This is a genomic window from Novosphingobium pentaromativorans US6-1 (assembly GCF_000767465.1).
Lineage (GTDB): Bacteria > Pseudomonadota > Alphaproteobacteria > Sphingomonadales > Sphingomonadaceae > Novosphingobium > Novosphingobium pentaromativorans.
The window spans coordinates 1,893,162-1,910,537 of record NZ_CP009291.1; the positions used below are offsets into that span (position 1 = coordinate 1,893,162).

The following is a 17,376-nucleotide window of genomic DNA, read 5'->3' on the forward strand; positions in this document are numbered from 1 at the left end:
GGAGACATGACCGCGTTGGCCATCCAGGATTCCCATACCCGTCCCCCCCGGATCGACGGCATTCTTGCCATGACCGGGCCGAGCGTGACCGCGGATCCCGGCTGCCTTCCGGTTCGCGGAGACCTGGCGCACATCAAGCTCGCCGGTCTCTACTTCGTGCCGCACTACTCGGTGCCGATGCCGCACAAGGTGCTTCCGGGCGCCGTCCTGCGCAGCGCCGGGCGCGAGGATGCGGACGCGATCCGCGAACTGCCCGCGGGCGAAACCTTCAACGTGCTGGATATCGCCGGCAACTGGGCCTGGGGCCAGCTCGGCGAGGAAGGCCAGGTCGGCTACGTCGCGCTTTCCGGGATTGAGGTGATCGGGCAGTGAGCGCGACGGTCTTCATCGACGGCGCCGCCGGCACCACCGGGCTTGAAATTGCAGAGCGGCTCGGCAGCCGCAGCGAGTTCGACCTCATCGTTCTCGACGACGAACGCCGCAAGGACGCCTCAGCGCGCGCCGAAGCGCTGAACGACGCGGATTTCGTCGTGCTGTGCCTGCCCGACGACGCCGCCCGCGAAGCCGTGGGGATGATCCGCAACGACCGGACCCGGGTGATCGACGCATCGACCGCCTACCGCACCGCCGATGGCTGGACTTACGGCTTTCCCGAGCTGGTCGGCCGCGATGCGATTGCATCGGCCATGCGCGTCAGCAATCCGGGCTGCTATCCCACCGGCTTCCTCGCCCTCGTCGCGCCGCTCGTGGCCGCGGGGCTGCTGCCGGCCGACTGGCCCTATGTGTGCCACGCCGTTTCCGGTTACTCGGGCGGCGGCAAGGCGCTGATCGGCCGATTCGAGGAAGACCGCGACATCGCATTTCGCGCCTATGGCCTGACCATGGGCCACAAGCACGTGCCCGAAATGACGGTTCATGCTGGCCTTTCGATCCCGCCGATCTTCGCGCCCGCCGTCATCGCTGCGCATCGCGGCATGGTCGTCGAAGTGCCGCTGCACCTCGGCGCCATGAAGAACGCCGGCTCGCCCGAGGCCCTGCGCGGAAAGTTAAGCGAGACTTATACAGGCAGCCCAATCGTCTCGGTCGTCGACGACGAACCAGGTGAACTGCTGCTGCGCGCCTCGATGCAGCCGGTCGACACGTTGACCCTGCGCGTCTTCGGCTCTGCCGACGGCAGCCAGGCCCGCCTCGTCGCCATGCTCGACAATCTGGGTAAGGGCGCCAGCGGCGCCGCGGTCCAGAACCTCAACATCATGGCCGGCCTGCCGGAAACAGCAGGACTGCGTCTCTGACGAGCCGGGCTTGCGCACCGGTGCCGTTGCAGCGCCGATTGCCCCGCCAAACAGTGCTCCCGGGGTGGGAACGACCGGCAAGCCCTACCGGCTGCCCGTTGCCTTACCCGGTTTCCGAATCCAACCCACCGCGCCTCGTGTCGACGCCTTCTTGGGCGCACTGCACAATTTTGAGGCACGGCTTGCCTGAATATTGAACAGATGTTGTGCACTGCGTCTGTCGAACATTGCCGAAACACCCTATTCGATAGGGTAAATCGAGCGATTCCGGTCTTTTCGCGACTGCACACATGCCCTACCTAGTGGGCAACCGTATTGGCACGATTCTTGATGGGAGTCGCGCGCGAGGCATCTGGTTCCCGGACCGGAAAACCTCTTCGGAAATCCGGGATCAAGTGCAGGGGTCTAGACAGGCGTGAAAAAGATCGAAGCCATCATCAAGCCGTTCAAGCTCGATGAAGTGAAGGAAGCGCTTCACGAAGTGGGCGTTTCGGGCATCACCGTCACCGAAGCCAAGGGCTTCGGGCGTCAGAAGGGGCATACCGAGCTTTATCGTGGTGCCGAGTATGTCGTGGACTTTCTGCCCAAGGTGAAACTCGAGGTCGTTGTTGCCGACGCCCTGGCGGACCGCGTGGTCGAGGCGATTGCCGAAGCCGCACAGACCGGGCGCATCGGCGACGGCAAGATCTTCGTCATCCCGGTCGAGACTGCGGTGCGCATCCGTACCGGCGAGCGGGACGACGACGCCCTCTGATCCGAGGGCCATCTCAAATTCCGGCTTGAGCCGGACTGGGGAACAATCCGGCACGGGGGGCCGGTAAAATTCCTGGAGTGCCAATAACCCCTGATCCCCTGCCGCGCGGCGGCAGGGCAAGACTGGAGAACAACGCAAATGGCAAGTGCAAAGGACGTCCTCAAGCAAATCAAGGACGAGGAAATCGAGTGGGTTGACCTCCGCTTCACCGACCCCAAGGGCAAGTGGCAGCACCTGACGATGGTGTCCTCGGTTCTTGGTGAGGACGAACTGGAAGACGGCCTCATGTTCGACGGTTCGTCGATCGAGGGCTGGAAGGCCATCAACGAGTCGGACATGATCCTCAAGCCCGACCTCGACGCCGTCTATGTCGATCCGTTCTCGGCCACCCCGATGCTGATCCTGTTCTGCGACATCGTCGAGCCTTCGACCGGCGACCTCTACGGACGTGACCCGCGCTCGACCGCCAAGCGCGCCGAAGCCTTCGTCAAGGCTGCCGGTTTCGGCGACACCGTCTATGTCGGCCCCGAAGCCGAATTCTTCATGTTCGACGACGTGAAGTTCTATGACGGCTACGACGGCAACGGCTTCAAGCTCGACGACATCGAACTGCCCGGCAACTCGGACAAGTCGTACGACACCGGCAACCTTGCCCACCGTCCGCGCGCCAAGGGTGGCTACTTCCCGGTCGCTCCGGTCGACTCGGCTGTCGACATCCGCGCCGAGATGGTCTCGACCATGATCGAAATGGGCCTGCCCTGCGACAAGCACCACCACGAAGTGGCCGCCGCGCAGCACGAACTCGGCCTGACCTTCGGCACGCTGGTCACCACCGCCGACCGCATGCAGATCTACAAGTACGTCGTGCACATGGTCGCTCAGGCCTATGGCAAGACCGCCACGTTCATGCCCAAGCCGATCATGAAGGACAACGGATCGGGCATGCACACGCACATCTCGGTCTGGAACGAAGGCAAGAACACCTTCGCCGGCAACGGCTATGCCGGCCTGTCGGATACCTGCCTGTACTTCATCGGCGGCGTCATCAAGCACGCCAAGGCCCTCAACGCCTTCACCAACCCGACCACCAACAGCTACAAGCGCCTGGTGCCGGGCTACGAAGCCCCGGTCCTGCTCGCCTACTCGGCGCGCAACCGCTCGGCCTCGTGCCGCATCCCCTACGGTGCGGGCGACAAGGCGAAGCGCGTGGAATTCCGTTTCCCCGACGCGATGGCCAACCCCTACCTGTGCTACGCCGCGCTGCTCATGGCCGGCCTCGATGGCATCAAGAACAAGATCCATCCGGGCGACGCCATGGACAAGAACCTCTACGATCTGCCGCCGGCCGAACTCGCCGAAGTGCCGACCGTCTGCGGTTCGCTGCGTGAAGCTCTCGAGGCCCTGGCCGCTGACCACGAGTTCCTCATCGAGGGCGGCGTGTTCACTGCCGACCAGATCGAAGCTTACCTCGAACTGAAGTGGCCGGAAGTTCTGCGCTGGGAAACCACGCCGTCGGCCGTCGAGTTCGACATGTACTACAGCGCCTGATTTCGCTCCCTTTTCCGGAAGGGACAATCGGTTCGCCGAGTGGGGCGCCTGGAGCAATCCAGGCGCCCTTTTCCGTTTGCGCGCTCCTGCTGCCCCCTTGTGGTGGCAAATGCACACCGCAGTCAGCGCCGATTAATCGCAGCCGGTCCACCCCGTCGCTCGCCCGAGGCGGCGAAGAGTCCCCAAGGAACGAACTGTCGCCGATCCGCGTTGCAACTGCCAACCCAAGGAGATGCAAATGATGCAAAGGATCTTCATCGGCAGCGTGGCAAGCCTGGCCCTGATCGCCGGGGCCGCTTCCGCCGCGCCCGGCGGCAACGACCACGGCAGCGATCACGGTAGCGGCCACGGCAAGGCCCAGGGCGGCGGCAGGGAAACCGTGCAGGGCAATGCCAAGGGGCCGCAGAATGACCACAAGGGGCCGCCCGCATCAAGGCCCGACAACAAGCCCGACAAGCCGCAATCTGGCGGTAATGCCCATGTCCAGGCAAAGCAGGACAGAGCGGCAATGCAGGCTTCGCATCCGACCATGCGCTCGCCGGTCCACGACGCCCCGGCCAAGGCGGAAAAGCACCAGCAGGCCGGGAACGGGGCCCAGCACATGGCCGAGCGCAAAGTCGACAGGAAGGCCGACGACAACCATCCCGGCAACAAGGGCGCCAAGGCCGTTGCTGCCGGCCCGCGTCCGCCACAGCGCAAGGACGTCAAACGCGTCAGCTACAAGGGTCATGGCGGCAAGAAATTCATCGTTCCCACCAACGACCGGGTCCACGTGATCACCGATCGCCGCATTTTCGACTGGGCCTCGCTCGAGCGTCGCCATGCCTACGACGGTTGCCCGCCGGGCCTCGCCAAGAAATACAACGGTTGCACCCCTCCCGGCCTCGCCAGACCGCGCGACGTCAGCTGGGTCGATCCGGCCTGGTACTTCAGCGACTACGACCGGTCCTATCGCTACCGCTATGCCGACGGCTACATGCTGCGCCTGGGCGCTGGCGACAGCATCCTGAGCTACATTCCGCTGCTCGGCGGCGCGCTGGGTATCGGCCAGACCTGGCCCTCCGCCTATCAGCCGGTGACGCTGCCGTCATACTACGACAGCTACTACGATCTCGGCCCCGCCAGCGGCTATCGCTACTACGACGACACGATCTACCGCGTCGATCCGGATACGTCCTCGATCCGCTCGGTTGCAGCGCTGCTGACCGGCAACGACATCCGGATCGGCCAGCCGATGCCGATGGGCTACGATGTCTACAACGTGCCTTACGACTATCGCGACCAGTACTACGACGGGCCGGAGGCAATGTATCGCTATAGCGACGGCTACGTCTATCAGATCGATCCCACCACGCGGCTCGTGCAGGCCGCCATCGAACTGCTTGTCTGATCGGGAGGGAAACCAGGATGCGGATCAAACACCTCGCCATTGCGCTGCTTGGCGGCGCCAGCCTTGCCACCGCCGCCTGCTCGGGCGGAACGCCGGAGGACACCGGCACCGGAGCCGCCGAGCTTGCCACGCCCGAAACCGAATCGCTGCCTGCCCTGCTCGACGATGCGGATGGCCTGCAGACTGTGGCGGAAGCCATCAAGGAAACCGGCATCAGCGGCATTTTTGAAGGAAAGGGCAGCTATACGCTGCTTGCGCCCGAGGATGCCGCCTTTGCGGCCCTGGGCGATTCGGCCAAGGAGCTGACGGGCAGCGCAGACCATGCAGCGCTTGCGGCCTTGCTCAAGGATCACCTGATCCCCGGCTACCTGACCCCGCAGGACATTTCCGCGGCGATCGACGCCAGCAAGGATGGCGAAGTCTCGATGCCCACGGTGAGCGGGGAAGAGCTGATCTTCACCCGCAAGGGCGATGCGATCTCGGTCTCCGCGCCGGACGGATCGGAAGCGACGTTCGACGGCGAAGCGCTTGCCGGCGGCTCCAGCATCGCCATACCGCTGACCGGGATCCTCAAGAAGATCTGATCCCCTGCACCTGTCACGAAGGCCCGCTTCACTTCGCTGCGGCGGGCCTTTGCCTGCCGGGGTTCCAAAAACCATTTTCCTACAGACCCGCTTGCGGTTTACTTGGATCGCCTTTCCGCACCGAACCGGGGAGGTCCCTTCCAGATGAATCGCAAACCGATTTTCGATGTCGTGCGCCAATTGCTCGGCCGCGGCTTCCGGCCATCCGACATTGCGCTGCTCGACGCAGCCATCGACCGCGCCGACAACGACAGCCCCGTCCCTGCCGATCTTGCCCTCGGCGAGGCAGGTCGCGCCCTGATCCGCAAGTGGGAAGGCTGTGCCAGGCGCCGGTCGGACGGCCGCTTCGAAGCCTATCCCGATCCCGGCAGTGCCACGGGTGAGCCCTGGACGATCGGTTGGGGTTCAACCGGAGCGGACATAGGCAAGGGTCTGATCTGGACGCAGGCGCAATGCGACGCCCGCTTCGACAGGGACATCGCGCGCTACGTCAACGAGGTCCGCGATGCGGTAGGCGATGTGGCGACGACGCAGGGGCAGTTCGATGCCCTCGTCTCGTTCCACTACAACACGGGCGCCATCCGCAAGGCCACGCTCACCCGCCTGCACCGCGAGAGGCGCTTTGCCGAGGCGGCTCTGGAATTTGCGAAGTGGATCTACAACGACGGCAAGCCGCTATCCGGCCTCAAGAATCGACGCGCGGAAGAAGCAGCGCTCTACCGCGCCTGACCGAATGCGTGTCGCGCCGGATCGTCAGTTGGCGATGGAGGGTACGCCGTCCTTGCGCCCACCGGCACCGGCCTTGCCGTGTCCGTCCGGGTTCTTGACGACGGCAGCGATCAGCTTGTCCTGCTCTTCGGGCGAAAAGCGCTCCCAGCCGGAACGGCCAAGGCGTTCCATCGGCCGGTAACGCACCTTGTACTGCATGCGCGGCGAGCCTTCGACCCAGTAGCCGAGGTAGACGTAGGGCAGGCCCATTTCCTGCGCCTTATGGATATGGTCGAGGATGATATAGTTGCCCAGCCCTGCCCGCGATTCATGCTCCGGATCGTAGAAGCTGTAGATCATCGACAAGCCGTCGCACTGACGATCTGTAAGGCATGCGCCGACAAGGCGGCCCGGAGTCACGCCATCGGCCGAGGGTTCGCGATATTCGATGACGAAGCTGGTGACTGGCGTGTGCTCGACCATGTCGGCGAAGTCCACCTCGTCCATCGAGGTCATCCCGCCTTCGGGATGGCGCGCGCTAAGGTACTTCTGCAGGAGCTGGAATTGCTCACCGGTCGACCAGGGACGACATACGGTGGCGATCAGGTCTCCGTTGCGCTTCATCATGCGCTTCTGGGTTCCCGATGGCGTGAACTCGCTGGCGACGACACGCACCGAGACGCAGGCATTGCAGTCAAGGCAGGACGGGCGATAGGCGACGGTCTGGCTGCGGCGGAAACCGATCCGGCTGAGCGCATCGTTCAGGGAGTCCGCGTGTGGCCCCTTGAGTTCCGTGAACACCTTGCGTTCGCTCCGCCCAGGCAGATAGGGGCACGGCGCAGGGCTCGTTACAAAGAACCTCGGAAATCGAACGGGAGCCGTCACGGAGGCGCCTCTTCCTTTACTTGTTTGCGACCATAGGCCTTTCAGTTGCAGAGCGAATATGCATGCGCGGGCAGTTAGTTGAAAGTCTTTTAACTACAAAACTGCCCTCGAACCGGAGGTTTCGCCCCGGAGTACCCCTTGCGATATCAACTTGTCCCGGTTCGGGGCGTAAGTGAATCAGAACCTTAGCACTTCCATGACTGGTCCATTCCCGATCAGGCATCTTGCGCCACCTTGAGCGAAAGTCCCCCGTCAATCCTGACCGTAGCCCCGGTAATATAATCGGCTCGGTCGGAAAGCAGGTAGCCGACAAGCTCGGCGACTTCCTCCGGACGACCCGCCCGGCCCCAGGGAATCGCGTCGGCCTTGCGCGCCCGCACCTGCGGATCGTCCAGCGCGGCCTGGTTCATCGGCGTCAGGATCATGCCCGGCGCCACGCCGTTGACCGCGATTGCGCGCGGCGCCAGCTCCAGCGCGAGCGTCGCGGTCAACTGGGCCAGCCCGCCCTTGGCGCTGTCGTAGTCGACGGCTCCGGCCCGCGGCGCCGATTCGTGAATGGATGAGACATTGACGATCCGGCCCCCGCCCTGCCCCTCGAGGCCGCGGACGAAACGGCGACAGCTCAGGAACGGACCATAGAGGTCGGCACGCATGACGGCATCGAAATGCTCCAGCGTCATGTCCTGCACCGCCGTCCCGCTCATGTTGCGGCCTGCACTGTTCACCAGCAGGCGGACCGGACCGAAGGCGGATTCGGCAGCTGCGAAAAGTACCTCGACGTCTTGCTCGTCACCGACATCGGTATCGCAGGCGATAGCCCTCCCGCCGTTGGCGTGGATCCGGCCGATGACTTCGTCAGCCTCCTCCGGTGCATGAAAGTGCGTGATCGCGACCGCCAGCCCGCGTCCGGCCAGCGCCATCGCGCAGGACTTGCCGATCCCCGAGCTGCCGCCGGTCACGACCACGCAATCGCCGGTGAAGTCGAGATAATCGAGTGCCATGCCCCAGCAACGCGCGGCAACGCGTCCGGGTTTCAAGGGCCGGCCAGTTTCAGCCTCGTGCAGCCTATCCGGACGAAGCCGGACCAGGGCAGTTCGTCAGTCGGTCTCGACCTGGCGCACTTCATACCCCGCCGAACGCAGGGCGGAGACGAGCGTCTCGAGCTGCTCGCGGTCGCGCGCCTCGCACTCGATCTCGGTCAGCAGTCCCTTGGCAGGCAGGTTGGTGAAAATGCGGTGATGCAGCACCTCGACGATGTTCACATTGTGCTCGTGGAACACCTTGGCGACCTTGTAGAGCGCACCGGCACGGTCCTGCAGGCCGATCTTCAGGCGCGCGAGCCGGCCCGAGCGGGCAAGGTCGCGCAGCAGCACGTTGGCAAGCAGGCGCGTGTCGATATTGCCGCCCGACAGCACGATGCCGACCTTCTTGCCGGCAAACAGCTCGCGGTTGGCCATGACTGCGCCCAGGCCGGTCGCTCCCGCGCCCTCCACCAGGGTCTTTTCGATCTGCAGCAGGAGCGCCAGCGAGCTTTCGATGCGCGATTCGCTGACCAGCAGGAACTCGTCGAGCAGGCCGCGCAGCACCTTGGAAGTGAACTTGCCCGGCTCGAACACCGCGATGCCCTCGGCCAGCGTATCGCCGCCGACAGGCAGGTTGGTGCCCTTGAGCAGGTTGTACATCGAGGGGTAGAGCTGCGCCTCGACGCCGATCAGGCCGATGCCCGGCTTGATGGCGCGCGCCACCGTGCCCATGCCCGATGCCAGGCCGCCGCCGCCGATCGGCAGCACCAGCGTATCGATTTCGGGCACGTCCTCGAGCATTTCGAGCGCGACAGTCCCCTGCCCGGCCGCGACGTGCGGATCGTCGAAGGGATGGATGAAGGTAAGGCCGAGTTCGGCCTCCATCTTGCGCGCATGGGCATAGGCTTCGTCGAAACTTTCGCCTTCGAGCACGACCTTGCCGCCCACGCTTTCGGTCTGCATCACCTTCACCAGCGGAGTGGTGTTGGGCATGACGATGGTTACCGGCACGCCCAGCCGGGTGCCATGGTAGGAAAGCCCCTGCGCGTGATTGCCCGCCGAAGCGGCGATGACACCGCGCTGTTTCTGTTCTTCCGAAAGCAGCAGCAGGGCATTGAGCGCTCCGCGCTCCTTGTAGGCGGCGGTGAACTGCAGGTTTTCGAACTTGAGCCAGACGTCGGCACCGGTGATCGCACTCAGCGTATTGGAGTGCTGCGTCGGCGTGCGCACGACCTTGCCCGAAATTCGCGCCGCCGCCGCACGAACGTCGTCGGCAGTCAGCAGGGCACCATCGGTCCCCGGGGCGGTCTTGAGCGTTTGCTGGTCCATAGGGTGGCGCGGGTAAAGGAAACCGGGGCAAATTGAAAGCGTGGGCTTAGGCCCGGCTTAGATTGATAGCGTCACAGACCCTCGCTAGAAGACATCCCCATGACCGAACGACGCAAGGTTTCCTTCCTCGGCCTCGGCGTGATGGGCGGCGCTATCGCGCGGCACATCGCCAAGGCGGGCCATGAGCTCACCATCTACAACCGTTCGCCCGAACGCGCGCAGAAATGGGTGGAGGACAATCCCGGACTCGCCCATCGCATCGCCGCGAACCCGGCGCACGCGGCGCAGGACGCCGACGTGGTGATCACATGCGTGGGCAACGACGACGACCTCGCCGAAGTCGTGCTCGGCCCCAACGGCGTCTTCAAGATGCTCAAGAAGGGCGGCGTCTTCATCGACCACACGACCGTATCGGCGCGCATCGCCCGCCAGATCTCGGTGGAGGCGCGCGACCTGCAGGTCCATTGCATCGACGCGCCGATGACCGGTTCGCAGATCGGCGCGGAAAAAGGCACGCTCACATTGATGTGCGGCGGACGCAACGAAGCGGTGGAAGCCGCGCGTCCGGTGATGGAAGCCTATTCGCAGCGCATCGTCCACGTCGGCAAGGCCGGCTCGGGCCAGATCGCCAAGATGGCCAACCAGATCTGCATCGCAGGCAATGTCGCCGCGCTGGCCGAGGCGGTGCGCTTCGCGCAGGCCTCGCACCTCGACATGGACAAGGTCTACGAGGCGATTTCCGGCGGCGCCGCGCAGTCGTGGCAGATGGACAACCGCTGGCAGTCGATGGACGAGGACCGCTTCGACTTCGGCTTCGCGATCGACTGGATGCGCAAGGATCTCGGCCTCAGCCTCGACGAAGGGCGTGGCCTTGGCGTCTCGCTGCCGGTGGCCGCCCTCATCGACCAGTTCTTCGCCGAGATCCAGGCCATGGGCGGCGGCCGCCTCGACACCAGCGCGATCATCAAGCGACTGCCGAGGAAAGGCCGCAAGTGAAGCATTTCGCCGCGGCAGCGCTCGCGCTGCTGATCGTCACGCCCGCCCATGCGGACGTGCTTGTCGACAATGTCGAGGGCCTGACGCCGGACGGCAAGGGCGGGATAGAGCGCTTCGAGGGCTTCCTGATCGGCGAAGACGGCCGCGTGATCGAGGTCTACCGCCACGGCGACAAGCGCCCCAGGAAAGTCCAGTACCAGGTCGACGGCAAGCACCGCGTGGTCGTGCCCGGCATGATCGATGCACATGGCCATGTCATGCAGACCGGCTTTGCGAAGATGACGCTCGACCTCTCCGCGACGAAATCGCTGGACGAGGCGCTGTCCCGGATCGCGGCATGGGCCGCCGCCCATCCCGAAACGCCCTGGATCCTCGGCAGTGGCTGGAACCAGGTCAACTGGGGCATCGACCGGATGCCGACCGCGGCCGAGCTCGACAGCGTGACCGGCGGCAAGCCCGCGTGGCTTACCCGCGTCGACGGTCATGCCGGCTGGGCCAACAGCGCCGCGCTGGCTTCTGCCGGTATCACCGCCGCCACCACCGATCCGGCTGGCGGCCAGATCCTGCGCAAGGTGGGCAGCAAGGCCCCGGCCGGCGTGCTGGTCGATGCCGCCACCGCACTGGTTGAGGCCAGGGTACCGCGTCCCCGCCCCGAAGACCGCGATACCGCGCTGGGCGAAGCGCAACTGGCGCTGCTCGCCTCGGGCGTGACCGCAATTGCCGACATGGGCACGACGATCGAGGACTGGCAGGCCTATCGCCGCGCCGCCGACCTCGGCCATTTGCGCATCCGCATCGTCGCCTATGCCGCAGGCATCGACAACATGACGCTGATCGGCGGCCCCCGCCCGACACCGTGGCTCTATGGCGACCGGCTGAAGATGAACGGGGTGAAGCTCTACCTCGACGGCGCGCTCGGCTCGCGCGGGGCATGGCTAAAGGCGCCTTATGCCGACGCGCCCGAAACGAAGGGCCTGCCCCAGATCAGCGAAACCCAGTTGGGCAACCTGATGAGCCGGGCGGCGATAGACAACTTCCAGGTGGCCGTCCACGCCATCGGCGATGCCGCCAATGCCGCGGTGCTCAATTCCATCGACGAACTATCGCAGACCTACAAGGGCGACCGCCGCTGGCGCATCGAACATGCCCAGATCGTCGACCCCGCGGATATCGCGCGCTTCGGCGAACACGGCATCGTCGCCTCGATGCAGCCGCAGCACGAAGCCTCGGACCGGACGATGGCCGAAGCGCGGCTGGGACCCAGACGGCTGTCCGGCGCCTATGCGTGGAAGTCGATCGCCGCCACGGGCGCGCCGCTGGCCTTCGGATCGGACACCCCTGTCGAACCGGCCCACCCCTTCGAAGGGATCGCCGTCGCCGTTACGCGCCAGGGCGCGGACGGTCAGCCGACAGGTGGCTGGCAGCCGCAGGAGATCCTCTCGCGCGAGGCGGCCATCAACGCCTACACGACCGGCGCGGCCTACGCGATGTTCGCCGAGGACCGCCTTGGCCGCATCGCCAAAGGCTATGACGCGGACTTCCTCTTCGTCGATATCGATCCGATGGAAGCGACGCCCGAGCAGCTGCGCCAGATCAGGGTTCTCGAGACGTGGATCGGTGGCAAGCTCGCCTGGTCCAATGCCAAGGATCGGGTGTTGCCGACCAAGGGCGAAGGCGAAGTCTCTCCGATCGAGGGCCGCTGAACCGAGGATCGGGCGGCACTCACGCGGCGCTTTCGTGCGCCCGCCTCGCGACAGGCCCGGGGTAAGCGGACATAGCCAAGGCCCGCGTGAAGCTCAGTTGCTGGCAGGAGCCTCGGGCTCACCCGCGGGTTCCGCTGTGTCGGTCTTGGCCTTTTCGCGCGCATCGCGCTTTTCGGTGAACCACATCACGATCAGCGTGCCTTCGAACAGAAGCAGCAGCGGTATGGCCAGCAGGAGCTGCGAGATAACGTCGGGCGGCGTGGCCACGGCGGCGACGATGAAGATGCCGACGATGGCGTAACGACGCGCGCCTGCGGTCTGGGCGCGGGTGATGATGCCGGCGCGGTTCAGCAGCATCAGCAGTACCGGCATCAGGAAGCTGATCCCGAAAGCGAGGATGAACTGCATGACGAGCGCGAGGTAATCCCCTGTGCCCGGCAGCGCCTCCAGCTTAAGGCCGCCCTTGTCCCCCTGGAAACCCAGGAAAAAGTGGAAGGCGGTGGGCATGACGACGTAGTACGCCATCGCCGCGCCCATCGTGAACAGCACCGGGGTCGCGATCAGGAACGGCAGGAAGGCCTTCTTTTCCTTGGCGTAGAGGCCCGGCGCAACGAAGGCCCATATCTGGTTGGCAATCACCGGGAAGCTCACGAAGAAGGCCGCGAAGATCGCGATCTTCACTTCGACAAAGAAGGCCTCGTAGAGCTTGGTGTAGATCAGCCTGCCCTGCCCTGCCGGGAAGGCCTCGGTCAGCGGGCGAACGAGGAAGCTGAAGATGTCGTTCGAGAAATAGAAGCACACGCCGAAGGCGACCGCGAAGGCGGCGAAGGCGCGCATCAGGCGGCGGCGCAGTTCGATCAGGTGATCGAGCAGCGGCGCCTGCGTGTCGTCGATATCGGAAATCTTGAAAGCCATGGAGCGTTCGATCAGGGCGGCGGCGGCGGGAGATTCAGTTCGGCCTGCCGGCTTTGCTGTTCTTTCGCATCTCGCGGGGCTTCATCTTGAGCAGCGGACTGTTCGCCGCTCAGCGGCGCAGGGGTATCGGTTGCAGCAGCTTCAGGCGACTTCGCTTCGCCAACGGAACCCGCATCACCCTGACGCGAGGCGATCGGGGCCTGCATCTCTTCGGCACTGGGCAGCTGCGGCGTCGACTTCATGATCGCCTCGTTCTGCGCGCGCCACTGCTTTTCCATTTCCTCCAGCTCGGCCTCGCGCACCATCGCATCGACGCCGGCGCGGAAGTGGCCGGAGATCTTCCGCATCTTGCCGATCCATCGGCCAGCCGTGCGCATCGCCATCGGCATGTCCTTGGGGCCGATGACGACGACCGCCACGATGATTACCATCAGCAGTTCTGATGCGCCGATGTCGAACATCGTTTAAGTCGCTTTCTGCGCTGGCTTACGACTGCTCGGTCTTCTTCTCGCTGGCGCTCGGCGTGGCCGAGGGATCAGCGGGCTTCGACGAAATCTGAGCCGGCGGGGTGGAGGAATCTTCCGACTTCTCGTCGTTCATGCCTTCCTTGAAGCTCTTGATGCCCTTGCCGAAGTCTCCCATGATTTCAGAGACGCGACCGCGGCCAAACAGAACCAGTACGATCACGAGCACGACAAGCCAGTGCCAGATCGAAAAGCTACCCATAACTTCAACTCCAAACCGTGCGACCGATTCCGGTCGCCACGAGGCTCATCTAGGGATTTTCGGGGGAACTTGCCACCCTGTCATGAATTTGACCCGGTCAGGTCACGTCGTCGTCATCATCGCCATGTCCGTCCCGGTCGCCCGCCTCTTCCGGCGCATCGCGCTCCTGAGGAACGGGACCGGAAAGCGCCGCCTCGATCATGTCGTCATCCACAGGATCGAGCAGCCCTGCGGCCCGCAGCTCGTCGATCCCCGGCAGCTCCTTGAGCGAACGCAACCCGAAATGCGCGAGGAATTCGGGCGTGGTGGCGTAGATCACCGGCCGGCCCGGCACTTCGCGGCGCCCGGCCACGCGTACCCAGCCCGCTTCCATCAGCACGTCCAATGTGCCCTTGGCCGTCTGCACCCCGCGAATCGATTCGATTTCGGCGCGGCTGACCGGCTCGTGGTATGCGACGATCGCCAGCACCTCGGTCGCCGCGCGCGACAAGCGCCGCAGTTCTTCCTTTTCGCGGCGCAGGAGATGGGCAAGGTCCGGCGCGGTTTCGAAATGCCAACGCTTGCCGCGCTCCACCAGATGGATGCCGCGTCCCGCGTAGTGGCGCTGCAGCTCGGCCAGCGCCGGACGGATGTCGGCCTGCCCCAGGTGCGCGGAAAGCGCTTCGACGGTCATCGGCTCTTGGGAAGCGAACAGCGCCGCCTCGACCGCCCGGACGAGATCGTCGGGTGCCGTCTCGTTGGCCGCCGCAGCCTCTTCCAGTGCGTCTTCGGTCATCGCGTCTTCATTCATGGCTTCACCGCTTTCAGCCTTAGCGGCCCGAATGTTTCGTCCTGCGCGATCTCCGCCTTGCCGGTGCGCGCCAGTTCCAGTGCAGCGACGAAGCTGGATGCCAGCGCCGACTTGCGCAGCTGCGGATTGGCCCACGAATCGTGCGCAGGCGGCAGGAATTCACGCAGTTCCATCCAGTCGAGCGAAACGCCCAGCATCGAGGAGACGCGGGTAATCGCACTTTCGAGCGTCATCACCATGCGCTCGCGCACCATGTGGACCACCGGTTCGCTGCGGATCTTGATGTCGCCATAGGCGCGCACGAGGTCGAACCAGGTGCATTGCCAGGCATTGCGACGGGCCACCCGCAAGCCTTCGGGTGCGCCGCGCGGGAAGACGTCGCGGCCCAGCCTGTCGCGGCCCATGAGGCGCGCTGCCGCCTCGCGCATCGCGCCCAGCCGCTGCAGGCGCAGCTGCAGGCGCAGTGCCAGTTCCTCCGGGCTGGGATCGGCCTGTTCGTCCTTGGGCAGCAGCAGCGCCGACTTGAGGTAGGCGAGCCAGGCCGCCATCACCAGATAGTCCGCCGCCAGTTCCAGCCGCAGCGCTTCGGCCTGCTCGATATAGGTCAGATACTGGTCGACCAGTTCGAGGATCGAGATGCGCCGCAGGTCGACCTTCTGCCGACGGGCAAGGTCAAGCAGGAGGTCGAGCGGGCCTTCCCAGCCTTCGATCTCGAGGTAGAGCGCTTCCTTGTGCGCCTCGGCCGCCGCCACGCCGTCCCATTCCTGGTCCGCAGCTTCGAAGGAAAGACCGGATTCCGGCGGCAGGTCCATGGCTCAGGCCGCCACCTGCGCCAGCAGCGCATCGCGCCGGGCGATCAGTTCCGCTTGGTCTCCCGCGGTTCCGCTGTCGCCGACGGCGGTCAGCGCCCGCTTCAGGCGGAGCGCGGTCTCCTCGCTCATGCTTGGCAGGCGCTCGGCGATGCCGACCATGTCGTCCATCTTCGCCCAGCAATTGAGGGCGATATCGCAGCCCGCGGCGATGGCGCGCTCGGCGCGTTCCGGCACCGTGCCGGAAAGCGCCTCCATGTCGAGGTCGTCGGTCAGCAGCAGGCCGGCAAAGCCGACGCTCTTGCGGATCACCTCCCGCACCACGACGGGCGAAAGCGTGCCCGGGTTCTCCTTGTCCCACGCGGTATAGAGGACATGGGCGGTCATCCCGATCGGCGAATCGGACAGCGCGCGAAAAGGCTGCAGGTCCGTTTCGAGGTCTTCTGCGCTCGCATCGACCCGCGGCAGCTCCTTGTGGCTGTCGGCCATAGCCCGGCCGTGCCCGGGAATGTGCTTGATGCACCCGGCGACACCGGCCCGTGCCAGCCCGGCAAGGATCGCTCGGCCCAGTGCGGCAACGCGCATCGGATCGGTGCCGAGTGCGCGATCGCCGATAACGTCGTGCGCGCCGGTCTGGCGCACGTCGAGCGAGGGATGGCAATCGACCGTGATGCCGACTTCGGCAAGGTCCAGCCCGAGCGCCTCGGCGTTGGCCCGCGCCGCCTCGATCGCGGTGGCCGGGGCGATGTCGTAGAGCCGGTCGAAGGCTTCCCCGGGCGGATAGGCCGGCCAGACCGGCGGCTTCATCCGGGCAACGCGGCCGCCTTCCTGGTCAATGCAGATGAACAGGTTGTCGCGGCCATGGATCGCGCGCAGTTCGTCGGTAAGGGCGCGCATCTGCTCGCGGCTTTCGACGTTGCGCCCGAACAGGATGTACCCGGCGGGATCGGCATCCTTGAAGAACGCGCGCTCGTCCTGACCGAGAGTGAGTCCGGAAAGGCCGAAAATTGCAGGAACCATGGCGGATTCGTCGCAGAAATCCGCGCTCTTCGCAAGGAAGCGGCGTCCTTGAGGTGTGGAAATGCGCCAAGGCGGGCCGAGCCCGCCCGGCCGCGTTCAGTTCTTGACCTGGCAGCTCAGCCCGGCGTCCTTCATGCCATTGCACAGCGCCTTTGCGGCAGCGAGATCGCCCGGCACCGCCTGGAGGCGATAGACCGTACCGATGTCCGCCTGCCCTTCGAGCACGCGATGGTTCACGCCCGAAAGGTCGGGATACTGGGTCTTGAGCGTATTCCAGCCGGTTTCGGCCGCCTGCTTCGAAGTATAGGCGCCAACCTGCACGCCGACGCCGGAAACCGGTGCAGGCGCCTTTGCCGGAACCGAAGCCTTCTCGGCGGACTTGTCGGCAGGCTTGTCGACCGATTCGAAACCGGGCCCGGGCACTTCCTCCTGCTCGCCGATCCGCGGCTGGCGGGACTGGCCCTCGGCTACCGCGAAGCTGGTGTCGCCGGTCCCGGCCACGACTTCGCCGCCCGGGTTTTCGGGCTTGGTCTTGTAGGGCTCCTTGGGCGCGGCGATGACCCCGCCATCGGCGACGAGCGGCTTGTCGGAAGATCCCTTCATCGCCCAGAAGACGATCCCGACGATTACCGCGATGGCAAGCAGGCCGAAGATACCCAGCAGCAGGCCCTGGCTCATGCCCGAGCCGCGCTCGTCCTCGAATTCGTCGTCATCGCCCTCGAGCCAGGGCAGGCGCACGTCCTCGTCGCCCAGCTCGAGCTGCGGCGGCTCCTCGAACGAAGGCTGGCCTTCCGGCGCGACGCCTGCGAAACCGGCGCCTTCGAATTCGCCGTCGTCACCGTCGACCTTCGGACCCTGCGGATCTCCGCTCCGGTCCCCCTGACCCGTGTCCGAGAATGCCATCC

At 65.3% G+C, this 17,376-nt stretch carries 19 protein-coding genes; 9 read left to right on the forward strand and 10 right to left on the reverse strand.

What is annotated here, in order from left to right:
* The first annotated feature begins 6 nt into the window (after positions 1-6).
* The 7 genes from JI59_RS08740 (at position 7) to JI59_RS08770 (ending at position 6,297) form a co-directional block, all read left to right on the forward strand.
* A complete protein-coding gene (locus tag JI59_RS08740; protein WP_007013122.1) occupies positions 7-372 on the forward strand; it encodes an SH3 domain-containing protein in 366 nt (121 codons plus the stop codon).
* A complete protein-coding gene (gene argC, locus JI59_RS08745) occupies positions 369-1,292 on the forward strand; it encodes an N-acetyl-gamma-glutamyl-phosphate reductase (RefSeq protein ID WP_007013121.1) in 924 nt (307 codons plus the stop codon). Before JI59_RS08740 ends, argC begins: the two co-directional genes overlap by 4 nt.
* 415 nt (positions 1,293-1,707) lie before the next feature.
* The gene (locus JI59_RS08750; protein ID WP_007013120.1) at positions 1,708-2,046 is read left to right on the forward strand and encodes a P-II family nitrogen regulator; all 339 of its coding nucleotides are present in this window, start codon (positions 1,708-1,710) and stop codon (positions 2,044-2,046) included.
* 138 nt (positions 2,047-2,184) lie between these two features.
* The gene (gene glnA, locus JI59_RS08755; RefSeq protein ID WP_007013119.1) at positions 2,185-3,594 is read left to right on the forward strand and encodes a type I glutamate--ammonia ligase; all 1,410 of its coding nucleotides are present in this window, start codon (positions 2,185-2,187) and stop codon (positions 3,592-3,594) included.
* A 238-nt stretch (positions 3,595-3,832) separates the two neighbouring features.
* Positions 3,833-4,984, forward strand: coding sequence for a hypothetical protein (locus JI59_RS08760; RefSeq protein ID WP_238532519.1), 1,152 nt, complete (start codon positions 3,833-3,835; stop codon positions 4,982-4,984).
* Positions 4,985-5,001: 17 nt separating this feature from the next.
* On the forward strand, positions 5,002-5,568 hold the full coding sequence (locus JI59_RS08765) for a fasciclin domain-containing protein (RefSeq protein ID WP_007013117.1): 567 nt from the start codon (positions 5,002-5,004) through the stop codon (positions 5,566-5,568).
* A gap of 144 nt (positions 5,569-5,712) precedes the next feature.
* Positions 5,713-6,297: a lysozyme gene (locus JI59_RS08770; protein ID WP_007013116.1), complete on the forward strand. Its 585-nt coding sequence runs from the start codon at positions 5,713-5,715 to the stop codon at positions 6,295-6,297.
* 24 nt (positions 6,298-6,321) lie between these two features.
* Here the strand turns inward: JI59_RS08770 and JI59_RS08775 are convergent, their stop codons facing one another.
* The 3 genes from JI59_RS08775 to JI59_RS08785 form a co-directional block, all read right to left on the reverse strand.
* On the reverse strand, positions 6,322-7,161 hold the full coding sequence (locus JI59_RS08775) for an arginyltransferase (RefSeq protein WP_013831955.1): 840 nt from the start codon (positions 7,159-7,161) through the stop codon (positions 6,322-6,324).
* 215 nt (positions 7,162-7,376) lie between these two features.
* Positions 7,377-8,162, reverse strand: a complete 786-nt coding sequence (locus tag JI59_RS08780; RefSeq protein ID WP_007013114.1) for an SDR family NAD(P)-dependent oxidoreductase — start codon at positions 8,160-8,162, stop codon at positions 7,377-7,379.
* A 96-nt stretch (positions 8,163-8,258) separates the two neighbouring features.
* Positions 8,259-9,512 (reverse strand): threonine ammonia-lyase, encoded by a 1,254-nt coding sequence (locus JI59_RS08785; protein ID WP_007013113.1) that lies wholly within the window; start codon positions 9,510-9,512, stop codon positions 8,259-8,261.
* A 99-nt stretch (positions 9,513-9,611) separates the two neighbouring features.
* Here JI59_RS08785 and JI59_RS08790 point away from each other — a divergent pair, with 99 nt between their 5' ends.
* Both JI59_RS08790 and JI59_RS08795 read left to right on the forward strand, forming a co-directional pair.
* Positions 9,612-10,508 carry an NAD(P)-dependent oxidoreductase gene (locus tag JI59_RS08790; RefSeq protein ID WP_007013112.1) on the forward strand — a complete coding sequence of 299 codons (897 nt, stop codon included), beginning with the start codon at positions 9,612-9,614 and terminating at the stop codon, positions 10,506-10,508.
* A complete protein-coding gene (locus JI59_RS08795) occupies positions 10,505-12,211 on the forward strand; it encodes an amidohydrolase (RefSeq protein ID WP_007013111.1) in 1,707 nt (568 codons plus the stop codon). The genes JI59_RS08790 and JI59_RS08795 overlap by 4 nt, the downstream gene beginning before the upstream one ends.
* Before the next feature lie 93 nt (positions 12,212-12,304).
* Here JI59_RS08795 and tatC read toward each other — a convergent pair whose 3' ends face one another.
* The 7 genes from tatC to JI59_RS08830 all read right to left on the reverse strand — a co-directional run bounded on the left by tatC (position 12,305) and on the right by JI59_RS08830 (position 17,374).
* The gene (gene tatC, locus JI59_RS08800; RefSeq protein WP_007013110.1) at positions 12,305-13,126 is read right to left on the reverse strand and encodes a twin-arginine translocase subunit TatC; all 822 of its coding nucleotides are present in this window, start codon (positions 13,124-13,126) and stop codon (positions 12,305-12,307) included.
* Positions 13,127-13,137: 11 nt separating this feature from the next.
* The gene (tatB, locus tag JI59_RS08805; protein ID WP_007013109.1) at positions 13,138-13,587 is read right to left on the reverse strand and encodes a Sec-independent protein translocase protein TatB; all 450 of its coding nucleotides are present in this window, start codon (positions 13,585-13,587) and stop codon (positions 13,138-13,140) included.
* A 25-nt stretch (positions 13,588-13,612) separates the two neighbouring features.
* Complete coding sequence (locus tag JI59_RS08810) at positions 13,613-13,852, reverse strand: twin-arginine translocase TatA/TatE family subunit (protein WP_007013108.1); 240 nt, start codon at positions 13,850-13,852, stop codon at positions 13,613-13,615.
* 97 nt (positions 13,853-13,949) lie between these two features.
* Positions 13,950-14,627 carry an SMC-Scp complex subunit ScpB gene (gene scpB, locus JI59_RS08815; protein ID WP_052117961.1) on the reverse strand — a complete coding sequence of 226 codons (678 nt, stop codon included), beginning with the start codon at positions 14,625-14,627 and terminating at the stop codon, positions 13,950-13,952.
* Between the two features lie 11 nt (positions 14,628-14,638).
* Complete coding sequence (locus JI59_RS08820) at positions 14,639-15,454, reverse strand: segregation and condensation protein A (RefSeq protein WP_007013106.1); 816 nt, start codon at positions 15,452-15,454, stop codon at positions 14,639-14,641.
* 3 nt (positions 15,455-15,457) lie between these two features.
* On the reverse strand, positions 15,458-16,471 hold the full coding sequence (nagZ, locus tag JI59_RS08825; RefSeq protein ID WP_007013105.1) for a beta-N-acetylhexosaminidase: 1,014 nt from the start codon (positions 16,469-16,471) through the stop codon (positions 15,458-15,460).
* A 96-nt stretch (positions 16,472-16,567) separates the two neighbouring features.
* The gene (locus JI59_RS08830) at positions 16,568-17,374 is read right to left on the reverse strand and encodes an SPOR domain-containing protein (protein ID WP_007013104.1); all 807 of its coding nucleotides are present in this window, start codon (positions 17,372-17,374) and stop codon (positions 16,568-16,570) included.
* Positions 17,375-17,376: the final 2 nt, after the last annotated feature.